At 40.1% G+C, this 16,887-nt stretch carries 14 protein-coding genes, 1 tRNA gene and 1 pseudogene; 4 read left to right on the top strand and 12 right to left on the bottom strand.

Translation table 11 applies throughout. The features are described from left to right. Positions 1–27: 27 nt before the first annotated feature. The 4 genes from fdhD to MSBRW_RS17860 form a co-directional block, all read right to left on the bottom strand. Positions 28–801 carry a formate dehydrogenase accessory sulfurtransferase FdhD gene (gene fdhD / locus MSBRW_RS17875; protein ID WP_011306393.1) on the bottom strand — a complete coding sequence of 258 codons (774 nt, stop codon included), beginning with the start codon at positions 799–801 and terminating at the stop codon, positions 28–30. 573 nt (positions 802–1,374) lie between these two features. Continuing rightward, positions 1,375–2,370: a hypothetical protein gene (locus MSBRW_RS17870; protein WP_052305868.1), complete on the bottom strand. Its 996-nt coding sequence runs from the start codon at positions 2,368–2,370 to the stop codon at positions 1,375–1,377. 101 nt (positions 2,371–2,471) lie between these two features. Continuing rightward, on the bottom strand, positions 2,472–3,467 hold the full coding sequence (locus tag MSBRW_RS17865; RefSeq protein WP_011306394.1) for a hypothetical protein: 996 nt from the start codon (positions 3,465–3,467) through the stop codon (positions 2,472–2,474). A 41-nt stretch (positions 3,468–3,508) separates the two neighbouring features. Then, complete coding sequence (locus tag MSBRW_RS17860; RefSeq protein ID WP_011306395.1) at positions 3,509–4,597, bottom strand: type IV pilin N-terminal domain-containing protein; 1,089 nt, start codon at positions 4,595–4,597, stop codon at positions 3,509–3,511. 300 nt (positions 4,598–4,897) lie between these two features. Between MSBRW_RS17860 and MSBRW_RS17855 the strand changes: the two genes are divergently transcribed. Both MSBRW_RS17855 and MSBRW_RS17850 read left to right on the top strand, forming a co-directional pair. Further along, entirely contained in the window at positions 4,898–5,431 is a 534-nt protein-coding gene (locus tag MSBRW_RS17855; RefSeq protein WP_011306396.1) for a type IV pilin domain-containing protein, read from the top strand. Positions 5,432–6,037: 606 nt separating this feature from the next. Further along, positions 6,038–6,319 carry a hypothetical protein gene (locus MSBRW_RS17850; protein ID WP_011306397.1) on the top strand — a complete coding sequence of 94 codons (282 nt, stop codon included), beginning with the start codon at positions 6,038–6,040 and terminating at the stop codon, positions 6,317–6,319. Between the two features lie 154 nt (positions 6,320–6,473). Here the strand turns inward: MSBRW_RS17850 and MSBRW_RS17845 are convergent. The 5 genes from MSBRW_RS17845 to MSBRW_RS17825 all read right to left on the bottom strand — a co-directional run bounded on the left by MSBRW_RS17845 (position 6,474) and on the right by MSBRW_RS17825 (position 10,090). Further along, positions 6,474–6,545 (bottom strand) — tRNA-Thr (locus tag MSBRW_RS17845). Between the two features lie 187 nt (positions 6,546–6,732). Then, complete coding sequence (locus MSBRW_RS17840) at positions 6,733–7,743, bottom strand: class I SAM-dependent methyltransferase (RefSeq protein WP_011306398.1); 1,011 nt, start codon at positions 7,741–7,743, stop codon at positions 6,733–6,735. A 62-nt stretch (positions 7,744–7,805) separates the two neighbouring features. Further along, a complete protein-coding gene (locus tag MSBRW_RS17835; protein WP_011306399.1) occupies positions 7,806–8,462 on the bottom strand; it encodes a LysE family transporter in 657 nt (218 codons plus the stop codon). Positions 8,463–8,624: 162 nt separating this feature from the next. Beyond that, positions 8,625–9,638, bottom strand: a complete 1,014-nt coding sequence (locus MSBRW_RS17830; RefSeq protein ID WP_011306400.1) for a transcription initiation factor IIB — start codon at positions 9,636–9,638, stop codon at positions 8,625–8,627. 191 nt (positions 9,639–9,829) lie between these two features. Continuing rightward, positions 9,830–10,090 (bottom strand): Gar1/Naf1 family protein, encoded by a 261-nt coding sequence (locus tag MSBRW_RS17825; protein ID WP_011306401.1) that lies wholly within the window; start codon positions 10,088–10,090, stop codon positions 9,830–9,832. Positions 10,091–10,420: 330 nt separating this feature from the next. Between MSBRW_RS17825 and ppdK the strand changes: the two genes are divergently transcribed. Further along, positions 10,421–13,069 carry a pyruvate, phosphate dikinase gene (ppdK, locus tag MSBRW_RS17820; RefSeq protein ID WP_011306402.1) on the top strand — a complete coding sequence of 883 codons (2,649 nt, stop codon included), beginning with the start codon at positions 10,421–10,423 and terminating at the stop codon, positions 13,067–13,069. A 251-nt stretch (positions 13,070–13,320) separates the two neighbouring features. Here ppdK and MSBRW_RS23100 read toward each other — a convergent pair whose 3' ends face one another. Both MSBRW_RS23100 and MSBRW_RS22730 read right to left on the bottom strand, forming a co-directional pair. Next, a complete protein-coding gene (locus tag MSBRW_RS23100; protein ID WP_196298011.1) occupies positions 13,321–13,461 on the bottom strand; it encodes a hypothetical protein in 141 nt (46 codons plus the stop codon). Between the two features lie 428 nt (positions 13,462–13,889). Next, positions 13,890–14,054, bottom strand: a complete 165-nt coding sequence (locus MSBRW_RS22730; protein WP_155398363.1) for a hypothetical protein — start codon at positions 14,052–14,054, stop codon at positions 13,890–13,892. A gap of 420 nt (positions 14,055–14,474) precedes the next feature. On the opposite strand from MSBRW_RS22730, the gene MSBRW_RS17815 reads away from it, so the two are divergent. Further along, on the top strand, positions 14,475–15,764 hold the full coding sequence (locus tag MSBRW_RS17815; protein ID WP_011306403.1) for an IS4 family transposase: 1,290 nt from the start codon (positions 14,475–14,477) through the stop codon (positions 15,762–15,764). Here the strand turns inward: MSBRW_RS17815 and MSBRW_RS17810 are convergent. Further along, positions 15,724–16,782, bottom strand: a pseudogene (locus MSBRW_RS17810) (transposase). The gene MSBRW_RS17815 and the pseudogene MSBRW_RS17810 sit on opposite strands and share 41 nt — an antisense overlap. Between the last annotated feature and the right edge of the window lie 105 nt (positions 16,783–16,887).

Here is a 16,887-nt window from a genome sequence, read left to right as displayed (position 1 = left end):
TTGCAGGCAGCAGTTTTTAGAGAATGATTAGAGTTTTACCCTCCATTCGTTGGCAAAGATGAGCATTGATTCTTTTCTGAGCTGGCCTATGAGGCATACATTTGCTTTTTTTGCAGCTTCAACGCCTGAGTCGAAGGGCATGGATTTGGTGGCGATGAGAGGAATTCCTGCCCGAGCTGCTTTTGTAACCATATATGCTGGCTGCCGGCCTGTCGAGAGCATGTAATGTTGTGAGAGGTCGACGCCTTTGAGAAAGGCAGCTCCTACGGCTTTATCTACGGCGTTGTGCCGGCCGACGTCTACAATTTGTACAGCAAGTTTTCCGTTTCGGTCTATCAGAGCTGCCAGATGGGTTCCTCGGGTAAGTTTGTATGTGTCAGATTCAAGGTATTCTATGCCTGCAAATACGGCTTGCAGATCAAAAACAGATTCTGAGTCTACAAAAATTTCTCTGCTGGTTTTTTCTTCTTTTTCAGCTTTTCCTGCTTTTCCTGCTCTTCCGATTTTTCCGGTGTCTTCTGTATGGATTTTCCGACTCTCGCTTTGGGTCCGGACATGAACCGTCCCGCCTTCTACTTCTACGTTTTCAATTTCCCTGAAACTGATAACCCCTTCTGTAATCAGGTGGCCTATTGCAAGCTCTTTGAGTTCGAGCGGGGAGGCAAAAAGTTTTGTAAAGAGTTTTCCGTTGAGAAATAGTTTAACAGGGCATTCCTTTGCGAGCAGCACTTTAACGTCTTCGGCTCTGCCGTCGGAACGAATTCTTTTCGCAGGATAGGAAGTGGTGTATTTTTCGGGCATATGGATCGAGTTTCTCGCTTTTTCAGTGTATGGCGAATATATGTACCCATATGCTTTTTTCTTTTCCGTTAGCTCAGGTAGACTGCGAGGTAGTCGATATAGAAAGTGCCCTGTTCTTTATTGTCAGCATCGATCTCGATATTGAAGTTAATGTCAGAAGGAGTTTTTGGTGACACTGAAAATGTCTTGTTATACAGACGCCAGTTATCCTGAGGATTAAATAAATCTTGAGTTCCTCCGGTAAGCTACATTTTCATATCAGGCCTTTGGTTACTACTTCTTTCATATTTGTAAATCATTTTGATTGTTACGGAGAATGGCGATCTAATATTGAATTCTGTATAATTCTCAAAATTGAAGTTCAAAACAAGGTTCTGATTCCCAGCTATCTCCTGTGAATTACTATTATTTGGATTATAAGAAGCCAGTTCTATTCCCTGACCGCTGTTTGAGGGGAATATAATATTAGAGTCGTAATCTTTAAGCGGATTGGGGTCAGGTGAAATCTGAGAATTTTTATAAGTTCTCGTAAATGTGTCAAAACAGTATCATTTTTTTAGCTACATAACATTTTCAATCCAGCCTTGTACTGTAATTAGCATTGAAATTGTTTCCGGCTCCAAGTTCTGCACCAATTCTAGCTTTACTTATATATAACCACTCAAGTTCTTTGCTTCCATTGCCTAGGAACGAGAAACGCACATGTCCGGATTCCGGCATGCATCGAACGGTATAATCTGTTCCATTTTCAAGTCCTTTCTCTTGTGCAGTTTCATTTAAGTATGCAGTCCAAGCATCCGGGTATTTTGTGGCAATTGTCAGGTTAAAGGCACTGATATTTATGTCTATGTAATCGCTACTGTTGTGCATAGGCTGAACTCCCCAACCAGTCAGCCGCAGTGGAGTAATAGCGTTAGAAGAAATGGAATCTGGCTTGCCTAAAATTTGAACCGCACCAAGTGTGAAGGTGTAATTGTTTCCCTCAGTTTTCTCTATATCGAATACTGGAGGCTGTTTTATACGAGAGTTTTCGCCAGCTGCAAGAATCAAAGCTCCGTTTTCATACCTGAATACTTGATCCGGGTACTGCTTATTTTCAGAAGAGCAGGTTATTCCTCCACACTCAATAATATAGGGTTTTATTTTTTGGGAAGGACTGTACGGTGTTACTATCATCGTGCACTTTTCGGTATTTACCTCCAGTTTTCCATCCGATTTTAAAGGGTCAAAAGCCGGGACTTCCCCTCCTCCTATATTAACAGGTACAGTTGCTGAAATACCATAAGCCGAGTAATTTTCTGATTCCATGAGCCTGGAAAGTATATCGATCTTTGTCTTTACTCCAACCATTTCTTCCCATGTATCACACATATGGTTCCTTTCAGCATCGTTTTTCCACTCAGGAACATACTCAAGCTTTACTACGGAAATCATTGTAAATATGAGGGCTAAGAGCAATACTGCTGCAATAACTGTTGCAGCAGCAGATTCACACTTTGAAAAACAGGATAGACCACCCTTTTTCCTGTTTTCTGGCTTTCTCCTTGTTATAACAGTCTTCGGGAGCATTTTCCAGACCCTTGAGTTATATATCTTTTATTTTTTACTTAAGTTCTTGATTTGATTTCCCCTGATTTTCCTAAATTTTTAGAATTCCCTTTCAATTCAGTTCAGTTTAAGCCAATCCCCGGTTCGGCCTTGATCACGGTTTCACTTATATATAGTCTTTTTAAAGTATCTGGCGTTGTTGAGTCAAATTTAGGAAAGATCAGACGCACATTGTTGTTATCTTCATTTTCTACAAGGGTATAATCCTTCTCGTCTATTCCTGCATCTGCAAGCATTTTGCTAAGATACTGTTTCCAGGCATCAGGATGAATTGTATAAATTGTTAATACGAGTCTTTCTATGCTCAGGTCTTCGTACTCGTCGCTATCGTAAATATGCCTGTAGTCAATGCCTGTGAGGCGGAGAGAGCAGCCGCTGTTTGAAGAAATTATCTGTGGAGAGTCGTACAGTGTCCGGAATATCCGCACAGCATTTATCGAAATATTATATTGATTGGACGATGCCCTGGAGAAACGGATAGATGGATATAGCATCATGACAGGCTGTTCTCCCTGCTCAAGGATTAGAGCTCCGCTTTCATAACTGAAACCCTGGTCTACATAGTAATGATTCTGAGAAGCGTAGGTAATTGTTCCACAGCTGATATTGAAAGGAAAGCTGGTAGAGTCATTGTAAATTACAATTGCACTCATTATGCATTTATCCTTGTTTACGGCAAGAATTCCACTGGATTTTGTAGTACCTATAATCGGGATACTTCCTCCACCCATATGGAAAGGTACACTCATTACAAGCTGGGGAGATGAAGAGCTCGGGTTTGAGGTATTGATTTTCGAAGAGTCAGGGGTTGAAGCAAGGATGATTGACATCATATCAATTTTTGACTTAACATCTGCCATGTCCTTCCATACTTTGTCCATATGGGAACGTTCGGCATCGTTTTTCCATTCCGGGACACAGCCTACCCATATGATAGTGAGTACTGAAAATATTATTCCCAGCAACAGTACTGCCCCAATAACAGTTGATGTTGCAGATTCCGAGCAGGAGAATCTTATATTCTCAACTCTAAAATTTTTTTCATTATGTTTTTTCATTTGTCTCGAACCCCCCTTGCTTCAATCTCTGCTCTTTATATTTAGTACTCCACATGGATTCCGATAAAATCAACCCAGCCAATTTTATTGTCACTAGCTGCCTGTCCATATGCTGAAAACCTGACTGACAGGTTTTCTAGTTCTGCAGTTGTATTTACACCCAGGTCCATCAGTTTCAGATTGTAGGGTTCTAGGTTCTTATCACATTCAGTGTAGCTATAATATCTAGTCATATCGTAATCAACAATGATCCACTCATTTGGATTTCCATCGTTAATTTCAAGTGTCAAGTTTTTCATACTGCTGTCATGCCCACTATATACTATTTTTAAGCGAACTGCTTTTAACGGATCATTGATGTTCATGTCATCTGCGTCTATGCCAAAAGTGAACATCTCACTAGACCACTTGTCTTTATACATCTGGCACTCCGTGATAAAACCATCATTGATCCCGTCAACCAGCTCGGTAGGCAACCATTCACCTGGAGTTGAGGAGTTGTCATATACACTTCCGTAAGGGTGAGGAGTAATCCAGTCAGGAATTTTTCCATAGCTTTTCTGGAGTACGGTTCTCTGGACAACCTGCTGGGAAGGCGTGTCCACAAAGAACATATCTATATCATCCCCAACCTTGAGATCTATCTTTTCTCCTGTAACAGTAATAGTGTCCTCAGTAGTGTAAATTACAATGCAGTCTCCAAGCGAGAAAACATTGTTTATATAATCCGGATCTTCCGAGTTCTCGACTATAAAATCACCATCTGAGTTTCTGGTCCTGAAAGTGTCATCAGGATTTTTGACTTTGAAGTTGGATTTATCGGATGCATTATATGGAGTAAGTTGCTGTCCGTTGACATTAAGTAAAATATCTATTGATTTGAGATCAATAGATTCTCCCCCACTGTGGACAATCTCGATAGCATAAACATCGTTATTAATATACTTGATATTTTCATGTAAGTCTGTATGCGGAATATGTTCCGGCTTCACAGCTCCCCCATCGGAAAATACAGTTATGGCTATTGTAGAAAAGGCTATAACGACTATGCTTATCATGAGCAGTTGCCCATATACTTCTGAAACACCCCGACAGTCCTGGCAAAATGCCCAACGCTTTTTACCCTCCACGATAAAAACCACCCTCTAAAAATTCAACTGTTAACTTTTTAAAATGTTTTTAATAACTTATTAATCTGACTGTCTGAGAAAATTTATTAAACTAGAACTGCTAATAGATATCTTGCTGATCTAATTATGGGAGTGGAACTAGATAACTCTTTATTACACTCAGCAAAAGTTTAAATATTTATGAAAAGTAAAAAGGCACACAGTTAATATAAATACTAACTGTTAATGTTATATTTCAGGTGTTAAAGGTATCTGGCGGGCTTTCCTGTCCGAATACGTTTAACCAGGAGGGAGAAACATATGGATTTCAAGAAATTGTTTAGAAAAGATGATAAAGCAGTTTCCCCGGTTATCGGTGTCATTTTGATGGTTGCAATAACCGTCATCCTCGCCGCCGCAATCGGATCTTCCGTATTTGGCCAGGGAACTACTGAATCTGCACCGCAGGCGAACCTTGATATTAAAGCAAGTCATATCCCTGATAATGCATTCGATGCGCCATCTATAAAAATTGAGCACCTTGGTGGAGATGCGGTTCACTTCGAGGATTCCACAATAACAAAAGTTATGGCATCTGTTAATGGTGGCACATCCGTTGAAATTAATGCTGATGGTCTTGGAACTGATGATATTACTACTGATGACGATGGTCTTGGAACTATGAACGTTGGTGATATAAAGATACTAGAATTGATAACAGTTTCTGATGATACGCCACTTCAAGACAGCACAGGTGAGACAGATCACGCAATAGTTTCTGGTGATACTGTCAATATCAAAGTCATCGATGTGCAGACCAATCAGCTTATCTGCGACAAGGATATAAGGTTCTAAATACAAGTTTAAGCATCTCAAGCAGGTGCTTTTTCTCTTTTTACTTAATTTGTTTTATTCCCAAGATCAGTATCCACAAACTGATTTTTCTTCGGATGAATACTTATTTTCCAAAACTAAAATCGCTACCTATTCTAGCTCCTAATCAATAAATATTTTGGAGAGATGTTACGAAACAGGGTAAGTTTCATTGATTTTCACTTAAACAAAGATGCATGAGCTTAAGTTCCAAATTTGATGAATCAATGAAAAAAATGCTGTTGGAGAAATATTAATATAATAAATATAATTAATGTGAATATTAATAGGAAATCTCAAATAAAAATACCCCATTTTGTAATTATTAGTTAAATTCCTTCGATATTTATATTTCTACCAATATTATAATAAATAACTAATAATTGCTCTATTGCATGTGTTTGAAATTGCCTCTGTTGGCAAATCCAAGTATGTAAAATGAGGATAGAATCTATCGCTGTTATCATCCTCATCAAAAATACGCTGAATCGACCCATTGGTAAAATGAATGCATCTGCCAACACTGGATGGATTGAAAATCCAGCATCCGCAAATCCATTAAGTTGGGATAAATTGGGGGATCAACAAATGAGTATGAAAAAGACAATGGCTGTCTTGCTGTTAGTCATTTTTGTAGTTTCATTAACAGCTGCGGCGGCAACAGCAAGCCAGCGAGAATATGATAACGGGTATAAAGACGGCTGCAGAGATGGCTATAAAGACGGATTTAGAGAAGGCAAAGTCGACAGCAAGAAGCCCTACAGTGCATTTATAGAGAGAACGGCCACTAAAACTGACTATGATAGAGGCTATGAAAGAGGCTACAGTGACTGCTTCCCGAAAGGCTATGCTGCAGGCCTGAAAGCTTGAAGATAAAGCAAGCTCGTTATGTCTTTTCCAAAACTTAATTTCTTTCTTTTTTAAAACCAGATCTTGTTATCGAGTTGTCGACCTTTTTATTGACAGAAGATGATATAAAAAATGAATATAAAAAATGATGAACACGATATAAATAGTGAAAAAGAGCCGCCGGGGGGACTTGAACCCTCGACCTGCTGATTACGAATCAGCCGCTATACCGCTAAGCCACGACGGCAAATGCATAGAAAGAATAAGCAGACCTAATATATAGATCAAGAATTTAATTATTTCGCTCGGGCGGAGCTATTTGCTTTTGCGACGTCTGAATAACCCTGACATTATTTAAATAATACGGCCACCTTTTTAAGGTTTTAGCTTCCTTAAAATAATTTTGTCATTCCTTAAAATAATTTTATCCTCCTTTAAACAATCCTTGCCTGTATACAGATATTATACTGGTGAGGCGCATACGAACGGACTACTCTTTTTTCCAGAACCTCGATTTTCCTGCCTGCTTTTTCCGCAGCTTCCTTTATAAGTTCTGTAGAGCTTTCAAAGAGGTCGTCCTCAGGAGTTATCCCATAATAATGAATAATTCCGCCGGGCTTTGTCAGGAGAACTGCAGAGTCCAGAAACTCAAAAGCACTATGAGGCAAATTCATAATCACATGGTCGGCAGTGCCTGCAAACTTTTTTGCTTCTTCCCGGGCGTCTCCTTCGATTGCTTCTATGTTTTTCGCAGAGTTAAGAATTATATTTTCTCTGAGATAACGCACAGCTTCTGGATTTTTATCGATTGCCAGGACTTTTGAAGGCTTTTTGCTCTTTGCGATCAGGATGCTGTAAGGGCCGACGCCTGCAAACATATCGACAACGATATCTCCGTCCTTAACCCGGGAAAGAATTCTTGAGCGCTCGGTCGAAAGGCGGGGAGTAAAATAAGCTCGTTCAAGGTCGACTTTGTAACGGCAGCCGTACTCTCTGTGAATAGTTTCAGTTCTCGGCTCGCCCGCAACGACCTCAAATTCTCTAACCCGAAATTCCCCGATAACAGGCGTAAGAGGCTTGAGCACTGTTTTTATATTCGAATGTGTTAAAAGGAGGGCATCGGCAATTCTTGAGGCTTTCTCCTTGTCAAGTTCAGGGTCTTCCAGCAGGGCGATATCTCCTATAACTTCATAAGCAGGGCTGAAACCAAGAAGGTCTTCTGGAACAGGTTTCTTTTCTTGGGGCTTGAAATCGAACTCGATAAGCTCAATTTCTGTAGGAAAACTCTCCAGCTCGTCAGAGGCAGGTTCTCTGGTCAGGGGAATATAAAGAAATGCCTCATCTGCACTTATTTTTACGGAGTTATCCAGAATTTCAAGCTCAAGGAGTATTCTTCTTACAGGTTCTCCTTTCTTTTTAGGAACTTTTATGCACTGCCGTTTCATGGGAAATCGCCTTTTGGAAGCCTAAGGTTGTCCTTTTGTTATTAAGCTATCCATGCCCGTGCTCAGGATAAATGAATCGAATGATTGCAATTAAGCATGAAGTACAACCCAAAAACTACGAGGAATACCCCGCAGGTATAGAGAATATATCTATGCATTTTTTGGGAGAGCAGGGTTTTACCACGTCCGAATGAGCCGGATATGGCAGTAAACCAGCCCAGGTCTGCAGCCCAGTGACCGAGCATATAAGCCATTGCAATTAGAATTCCCAGTTCATATTCTTTAAGTACAAGAGCTCCGCCAGCGGTCAGCCACCAGATCCAGAAGTACGGGTTCGAAACTGAAGTAACCAGGCCTATTAGGGCAGGGTTGGAAACCAGCTTCAAGCTTGAGGAATTCTGAGAAATCTGAGTAGAAGAAGCTGTAGCTCGTGCTTCTTTTAAGGTAAGAAGTCCAAATACCAGAAGTGAAAGCCCTCCTATTAGGAAGATTAATGAAATTATGCCACTGTCAACAAACGAAGCAGCTCCTACGAGAATCAGCACGTAGAGCACAGCTTCCACAAGCATATGCCCGAATACTACCTGTGGGCCTGCAAGCCAGCCTTTTTTTAGTGATATCTCTATAGTTGCAAAAAGCATTGGGCCCGGAACAAGTGCGCCTGTAAGCCCTACAGAAAAACCTAATAGAAGAGCTTCCAAAACTTCAATTGTTAGCATTATGGATCAAAAAATTAAAGGTATCTAAAATCCCGTTTTGAAATAAATCTCCGCAAGCGGGAAGACCCGGGGAAGTGACTTAATTAAACAAACCAGTAAAAAACAGGGCATTTCTCTAAATAAAAGAGAAAAAGTGCTGGCAAAAGAAAAATGAGGGAAGACTTAGAGAATAATCTCTATATCCAGCTCTTCTGCAAGCTCTTTGTATCTGTTTCGGATAGTGACTTCCGTAACCCCGGCTACATCTGCAACTTCCCGCTGAGTTCTCCGTTCACCGCAGAGAATGGAAGCAATATAAATTGCAGCGGCAGCAACTCCTGTGGGACCTCTCCCGCTTGTGAGTTCCTTTTCGGAAGCCTGCCTCAGGATCTCAACGCTCTTTGACTGGACTTCTCCTTTAAGATTAAGGCCTGAACAGAACCTTGGGACATAGTCTATAGGAGACGTGGGCATGAGCTTTAGTGCGAGTTCTCTGGAAATAAAACGGTAAGTTCTTCCGATTTCTTTCCGGCTGACCCTGGATACCTCTTCGATTTCATCAAGAGTTCTTGGGACGCTACACTGGCGGCAAGCAGCATAAAGAGCGGCTGCGGCAACACCTTCAATGCTTCTTCCACGGATAAGGTTCTTGTCCACAGCTTTTCTGTAGACGACAGCTGCGGTTTCCCGCACAGTTCTCGGAAGACCGAGAGCCGAAGCCATTCTGTCCAGTTCAGATAGTGCAAATGCAAGGTTTCTTTCAGTTGCGTTACTTACACGGATTCTACGCTGCCATTTTCTTAAACGATAAAGCTGAGCACGATTTTTGGAAGATATTGACTTTCCATAGGAGTCGCGGTTCCTCCAGTCAATCATTGTGGAAAGCCCTTTGTCGTGGATTGTGTATGTCATGGGCGCACCCACACGGGAACGCTTCATACGTTGATCATGATCGAAAGCTCGCCATTCTGGGCCTTCATCCACAAAATCGGCATCAATGACAAGTCCGCAGTCCCCACACACGAGTTCGGCTCGCTCATAGTCGTGGACGAGGTTTCTGCTGCCGCATTCTGGACACACGGCCTTTTCTTTCTCAAAACTTTGCTCCTTTTGTTTCTCTTTGCGAGCTTTGATCATGGCACGTATTTTTTCTCTTTCAAGAGTGTCAGAATAGCGAACTCTTTCGACTTCTACCATATCATATCACCTTACAAACTAAAACAATCATATGTGTATATTTCCGGTATTTTTGGCTGCACCACTGAAATTACAGTAGATATCTAAAAGGCAGGATAAGAAAAATCACGGCTGTAACTAGCAAAAAATATATAACCTAGTTAATGTTTAACCATAATATAGAATTCAAGTGCATATTCATGTCAGAGCTTTCACTGAATATAGACTCTTTCATCAATAAGAGCTCTAAATTCTGAATCAGGAGTTCGTTTAAAGCCCTTCACTAAAAAATATGGATGGTCTACTGGTCCGAAAACACTTACGATCGTACCAATCCGATTCAGGGCTTTATCTACAACGACCGAATTCAATTTAGGAAAACCATTTGAGATATTCTCGGGTTTTACCTCATCCCCTCTAATTATCAGGTTTTTAACACCTGTTCTGTGCAGCACTTTACCGAGTCGTTTCATATCAGCCACGAATAGTTAATAGCTATTTTCTCCAGCTCAGGGCAAAAATATCCTGGCTTTGAGCATGTTTTTCTGTCAGCCATAAATATGGCTATATATTGTAAACTGAAAAGCATATGTAGTCTACGTTCATTATATATAAAGATATCGCAAGAACTATATTATATGTTAGTCTTAACTAATTTAATATAGTAGAATATAAGAACTAGGAGAAGGAAACCACAAGCTTATATATTAAATGGACATTGTTGGCAGCAATCAGACCATAATTCTGGTTATTATTACGGTCACTAACTCCGATTAATGATCTCATTCTAAGGAGGAGACTCATTGTCCAAGTTCGTATATTTTTTTGGAAAGGATGTAACTGATGGCAAAGCTAGCATGAGAGACTTACTTGGAGGTAAGGGCGCAGGCCTAGCCGAAATGGCAAACCTCGGAATTCCCGTACCACCAGGTTTTACGATAACAACTGAAGTTTGCGTACTTTATCTGAAAGGTAAGAAGTATTCTGAAGAAGTACTCAAACAGGTTGAAGAAGCGATCGATAAGCTCGAGACCTTAAACAACAAAAAGTTGGGGGACCCAGAAGATCCACTGCTTGTTTCTGTAAGGTCCGGTGCCAGGGTGTCCATGCCGGGGATGATGGATACCGTTCTTAACCTTGGGCTCACGGACAAATCTGTTCTTGGACTCGCAAATAAGGTCAATGACGAAAGGTTCGCTTACGATTGTTACCGCAGATTTATCTCTATGTTTGGAGACGTAGTTCTAGGAATTGACTTCGACAAGTTCGAGTCCCTTATTGAGGATAAGAAAAAAGAACTTAAAGTCGAGTCTGACACCGATCTCGATGCAAAAGCACTGAAAGATCTGGCTGAAAGGTTCAAGGGAGTAATCAAACTCGAAAAAGGATTTGAGTTCCCCCAGGACCCGAAGGTCCAGCTTCAGATGGCAATTGATGCTGTTTTTGATTCCTGGAACAATCCAAGAGCCATCACATACAGAAAGCTTAACGAAATCGATGACAGCTGGGGCACAGCTGTCAATGTACAGACCATGGTTTACGGGAACAGAGGAAATACCTCAGGCACAGGAGTTGCTTTTACAAGAAACCCGTCTACAGGAGAAAGGAAATTCTTCGGAGAGTACCTTATCAACGCACAGGGCGAAGATGTTGTTGCAGGCATCCGAACTCCTGACTTTATTGATACTCTTGGGAATAAGATTCCTGAAGCCTATAATCAGCTTGTTGATATCTGTAGGAAGCTCGAAGCCCACTTCAAAGATATGCAGGACATAGAGTTTACTATCCAGGAAGGAAAACTCTACATGCTGCAGACCAGAACAGGAAAACGTACAGCTGCCGCAGCCGTAAAGTTAGCAACTGACATGGTAGCAGAAGGGTTGATTGATAAGGAAACCGCAGTCACAAGGGTTAAAGCCGAACACATCGACCTGCTCCTGCACCCCAGAATTGACCCCAATGCAAAACTGGAAGTAGTCGCAAAGGGACTTCCTGCATCACCCGGAGCTGCTGTAGGAAAAGTTGTATTTACTGCCGAAGTAGCCGAGGAAATGGCTGAGAAGGGAGAAAAGACAATTCTTGTCAGGACCGAAACTTCCCCTGAAGACATCGGAGGAATGGCAGCTGCCCAGGGTGTCATCACCGTACGTGGGGGAATGACCTCTCACGCAGCAGTCGTTGGAAGAGGTATGGGAAAGCCTTGTGTTGTGGGTTGTGGAGACATATCCATCGATACAAAGAGCAACCTCTTTATGGTAAATGGTTACACTGTCAAGGAGCATGATTATGTTACCATTGATGGAAGCACAGGCAGTGTAATTATCGGGAAAGTAGAGCTGATTGATGCTGAAATTAATGAGGATCTAAAGAAGATTCTTCAGTGGGCCGACGAGATCAGGACTCTCGGAGTAAGAACAAATGCAGATAATCCGGCAGATGCAGGTCTAGCCCGTGAACTAGGGGCTGAAGGTATAGGACTTTGCAGAACTGAACATATGTTCTTAGGAGAAGAAAGGATTCCCGTAGTAAGGGAAATGATCATGGCCGAAGATGAGAAGTCCAGGAGGAAAGCCCTTAAAAAGTTACTTCCTATGCAGAAAGAAGACTTCCTTGGAATCTTCCGCAGCATGGAAGGCCTGCCTGTTACTATCAGGCTGCTTGACCCACCACTTCATGAGTTCCTTCCTGACAAGGAAGAGCTTGACGCAAAGCTCAGGGAACTCGAAGCCTCAGGAGATTCTTCCGGAAAGATCAACGAGGTAAAGAAGGTCATTCAGCGTGTGGTTTCCCTCAAAGAAATAAACCCTATGCTTGGTCACAGGGGATGCAGGCTTGGAATCACCTATCCGGAAATCTATGATATGCAGGTACGCGCAATCATGGAAGCAGCCTGTGAACTTACAAACGAGGGAATGAAGATTACTCCTGAAATTATGATTCCTCTCGTGGGTCTTGTAAAAGAGCTTGCCATTACAAGGGAAGAAGTCTGCAAGATGGCAGAGGCAGTCATGGCTGAGAAAGGCGTAAAGATCGATTACAAAGTAGGAACAATGATCGAACTGCCCAGAGCCGCAATTGTCGCAGACCAGATTGCTCAGGAAGCCGATTTCTTCTCCTTCGGGACAAACGACCTGACCCAGACAACCTTCGGGTTCAGCCGTGACGATGTGTCCAAATTCGTGCCTATCTACCAGAAAGCAGGAATTATTGAGCACGATCCGTTTGCAGTCCTGGATCAGGAAGGCGTTGGCGAGATCATGAAAATCGGTATATCAAAAGGTCGCTCTGTCAAACCCGACCTCAAAATGGGAATCTGTGGAGAACACGGCGGAGAGCCAAGGTCCATTCACTTCGCCTATGATATAGGTCTTAACTATGTAAGCTGCTCTCCTTACAGAGTTCCGATTGCAAGACTCGTAGCTGCCCAGAGCACAATTGAGTCAAGAAAGTAAATGTTTTGAAGTTAGAAACTTATTTGAAAAGAGGCTTAATAAGAGGCAGGATTTATCCTGCTTATATTCTCTTTTTTGTAAACTTTTTTGTAAACTTTAACTATGTTTAGTCGTTCTGAAAAATCCTATTCTATCTGGAAAATCTTGCCTGACAATCCTGATTCTTAATATCGTCTCCTTAAAAATGATAATAATGTACCCTTTTTTGAGGGTTAATGTTGTCATTTTACGTCGAGCTTCATGCAGACTCCTCATCCAAAAATCATTATTGAATCGAGCCTTGCAGTACCTACTTTTGTCCAGTACTTACAAACACTACAGTACTGGATCTCACCGTCTGAGCGCAGTTTCAGTTTAGCGTGGCATTTTGGACATATTTTTAAATGTTTCATGAATAAAACCCCTTGAATTTTTATTTTAATTTCGAGTTCATCACAAAACTCAAAATTGGCTCTCTGAGTCTTGAATTTTGAACGATTATCAAGTTTTGTGATGAGCTCACACAAGTTTTTAGATATTTTGGTGTTTGTCTGTTTTGGAGGTTATCTGTTTTGGAGGTTGTCTGTTTTGGTGTTTGTCTGTTTTGGAGGTTGTTTGTTTGAGGCTGATATATTGGTAGACTATTAAGAGGCTAGTTTACTCCTTCTATTTTTATTCTTCTCCCATTTCTTTTCTAAACATGATGTAATCTCTCTCTACTTCTTCGAGTTCGTATTCCATTTTATACCCCATTTTGTGTTTTCGCTATTTTCAAGTTGGTTTTTATTAATCTGTGGATAACTTTCTGGAGGTTGTCTAAAGTTTGTTCATTTATAAATTTTTAACATGTTCCTTTTTTCCAATTTGTTTTTAATTTTAGATTAATATTGTATGAATGGCCCCAACATCTCTCATAAAGTTCTTCAGAGGTTAAAAGCATCCCATTCCCAAACAAAGATCCTTGTGATATTTGCTTTGAAAGCTTCTTCTCTGTCATTTTATTCATTAACTGGTTCTCCTTTATTCTAGTTTTATTCTCTTCTTTCTTTAAAGGAATACGGAATCCTATTTCCTCTTTATTCTATAAATAACTTACGCTTATGTACCATAACCTATTAAATAAAATTCCATACAGTATCAAAATTAATTTTCGAGGCTCTAAAAAAATGGATATGCACAAGCTCTCTAAATTAAAAAATTATATGAAATTTTTTGATAAAAAGACTGTTCTCAAATTTAACAAAAACCTTTTCAAAAACCTTTTAAATATGTAAGGCAAGAAGAAGCCCAGAGGTGCTGTATCTACTGCATCCCCCAATACAGTCTCTCCGAATTTATGCTCCCCCAAGCACGTTGATTCGAAGAATAATCAGCAGCCTCCAGGAAATGTATATGCTTTTATAATAATATTCTAATCTTTGTATCTATGTCTCCTCGTTCTCCACCTACTCTTGAGGACTCTCTTCGGGAAATGTTTCCCGAAGAGTGGTTAAGGCAAACTGCCAGAGAAACTGGTCTTATAATACGTGAACGTAAAATTGACCCTGTCATCATCTTTTGGGTTTTAACTCTGAGTTTTGGTGTACGCTTGCAGCGTACACTTGCCAGTTTGAAACGAGAATATGAAACTGAGTCTCATAAAATCATAAGCGATAGCAGTTGGTACTATCGTTTCACTCCAGAACTTGTTGAGTTCCTACATCAGTGTGTAATTCACGGCATAGAAGAACTTGCAAAAGAACCTGGTAGAAAACTTAGCAAGAAACTCGAAAACTTCCAAGATGTTCTCATTCAGGACAGTACAATTGTTCGTCTTCACTCTTCTTTAGCAGACAAATTTCCAGTAGCAAGAACAAGAAAAGTAGCTGCAGGCATAAAAGTGGGGGTTATGGTAAGCGCAGTTGCTAACGGACCTAAAACAGTTGCCCTGTATTCTGAAAAAACAGCTGAGATCAAGACATTAAAAATAGGTCCCTGGATCAAAGATCGTATTCTGCTTGTTGATCTTGGTTTTTACAAAACTCAGATGTTTGCAAGGGTTGAGGAAAATGGAGGATATTTTGTTTCAAGAATAAGGAAAAATATGGATCCTATTCTTGTTTCTGTTGAAGAGGGACTTTCTAAGACAAAAAGCAAGGAGTTCGCTGGAAAAACTGTTAGTGAATGCATTAAACAACTTTCTGGGAAAGATCTTGATGCTGTTGTGAAAATAAAGTTTAAAAGAAGAGTATACAAAGGTAAACAAAAACAGGATGAGATGATTGTACGTCTTGTTGCAGTCTATAATGACGAGGATGAAAAGTACCATATTTATATCACAAATATTCAGAAAGATATTTTGAATGCAAAAGATATTGCAAACCTATATGGAGCAAGATGGGACATAGAACTGCTTTTCAAAGAATTGAAAAGCAAATACGCGCTAGACGTTCTTGAAACAAAGAATGTGCAGGTAATTGAAGCTCTAATCTGGACAGCAATATTGGCACTAATCGTTAGCAGAAGAATATATTCTCTTGTAAGAAACTCAACAACTCATCCTGAAAAAATGGCTAGATATACACAGTTACGTTGGAGTACAATATTTGCAGAGAATGTATCAGATTTGTTGACAGTAATTCTGCATATATGTGGGATTCAGAGGACTTTTGAAACGATATATGGTGCTTTTATTCTTAACTCTCAGTCAAGCGTTTTAATCCCTTTTTATCATTAATAAAGAAAGCTATGACTGTCCCTGTCAAAAATACAGTTAGAGAACAGTATTTTTTTACAGAACGCATCGTATATCTGTGTAAATTCTCCATATTGCATGTCTTTTTGGCTAATTTAAACACGTCCTCTATGAGATATCTAATAGGCCTAAGTTCTCCCCATTTTTCAATCAAAGACTTAAACTTTACAACCAGTTTCCCGTAAAGCTTCTTTTCTTCCTCTGTATTTCTTTTTGAATCAAATATATTAAGAGGATAGCTTAGCATACCAAAAAGTTTGTTAAAATTACAATTACTCCTTGGAAAAATTACAGGAACTATCTTTTATTTTGCTATTCCTATTACATAATTTTCATATGAGTAATAACTTCTGTAGAAATAAAGTATGTCTCCTGCTCTTTCTTTCCTTCTTCTATTTAGCTCTTCAAGAATCTGTGGATAAACCGTGTACTCACTAATGTTTGCTTCATTAACAATGAATGCTAACGGTTTTAAGCTTGGATATTCCAGAGCAAGACTTAGCTTCATCCCTATGAAATAACCTCTATGTTTAGAGTGTCCCCACTTAAAATCTCGATCTTTTAGCATTTTTTTGCTAATTTTCCTCTTAAACCAGTTAAGGTCAAGATTGATGTCTGTGCTATCGATTATGATGTGGCTTATACCTCTTTTATGACGAGAACAAATGTTATTAAGTAACCCAATAACGAAGTTGATGAACTGATCTGGATCAAAGCTACTCATAATGCTGTAGACTTCATCTTCAGAAGGCACTAACTTGATTCTCATAAATTTCCGTAATTTCTTCTTTTCTTCCAATTCTCTGACTACGTAGGAAATCTCAAGGCAAAAATACATGCTTAGAATGACGATTTTCAGGGAAGGAATGGATTTTTCGAGAGGTAGTATCTCATATTGTGAAAGAATTTGTTTAGTGGATCGCAAATCAAAAACGTTTAATATCTCTGAAAGCAATTTCCATTTGTAATCTTCGTTTATTGGGATAAGCGGAGGTTTCATAGACAAACACCAGAGGAGGATTAGCTGTCCTCCTCAATAAATTTTGCGCTTTATAATTGAGTAAAATTAGTTTTTAGACAAAAATAGGGTGTATTTTTGGCGGGG

The organism is Methanosarcina barkeri str. Wiesmoor, assembly GCF_000969985.1.
Classification (GTDB): Archaea; Halobacteriota; Methanosarcinia; order Methanosarcinales; family Methanosarcinaceae; genus Methanosarcina; species Methanosarcina barkeri_B.
Note: the sequence above shows the minus strand (reverse complement) of the source record. Positions and strands in the feature narration are given on the sequence as shown.

What these genes read in the sequence shown, in the direction of transcription:
- MSBRW_RS17835 (WP_011306399.1), bottom strand. Translation starts at nt 8,462, where the DNA reads ATGCTAACAATTGAAGTTTTGGAAGCTCTTCTATTAGGTTTTTCTGTA.
- MSBRW_RS23100 (WP_196298011.1), bottom strand. Translation starts at nt 13,461, where the DNA reads ATGAAACATTTAAAAATATGTCCAAAATGCCACGCTAAACTGAAACTG.
- MSBRW_RS17855 (WP_011306396.1), top strand. Translation starts at nt 4,898, where the DNA reads ATGGATTTCAAGAAATTGTTTAGAAAAGATGATAAAGCAGTTTCCCCG.
- MSBRW_RS17825 (WP_011306401.1), bottom strand. Translation starts at nt 10,090, where the DNA reads ATGAAACGACTCGGTAAAGTGCTGCACAGAACAGGTGTTAAAAACCTG.
- MSBRW_RS17870 (WP_052305868.1), bottom strand. Translation starts at nt 2,370, where the DNA reads ATGCTCCCGAAGACTGTTATAACAAGGAGAAAGCCAGAAAACAGGAAA.
- MSBRW_RS17865 (WP_011306394.1), bottom strand. Translation starts at nt 3,467, where the DNA reads ATGAAAAAACATAATGAAAAAAATTTTAGAGTTGAGAATATAAGATTC.
- MSBRW_RS17830 (WP_011306400.1), bottom strand. Translation starts at nt 9,638, where the DNA reads ATGGTAGAAGTCGAAAGAGTTCGCTATTCTGACACTCTTGAAAGAGAA.
- MSBRW_RS17840 (WP_011306398.1), bottom strand. Translation starts at nt 7,743, where the DNA reads ATGAAACGGCAGTGCATAAAAGTTCCTAAAAAGAAAGGAGAACCTGTA.
- fdhD (WP_011306393.1), bottom strand. Translation starts at nt 801, where the DNA reads ATGCCCGAAAAATACACCACTTCCTATCCTGCGAAAAGAATTCGTTCC.
- MSBRW_RS17850 (WP_011306397.1), top strand. Translation starts at nt 6,038, where the DNA reads ATGAGTATGAAAAAGACAATGGCTGTCTTGCTGTTAGTCATTTTTGTA.
- MSBRW_RS17815 (WP_011306403.1), top strand. Translation starts at nt 14,475, where the DNA reads ATGTCTCCTCGTTCTCCACCTACTCTTGAGGACTCTCTTCGGGAAATG.
- MSBRW_RS22730 (WP_155398363.1), bottom strand. Translation starts at nt 14,054, where the DNA reads ATGAATAAAATGACAGAGAAGAAGCTTTCAAAGCAAATATCACAAGGA.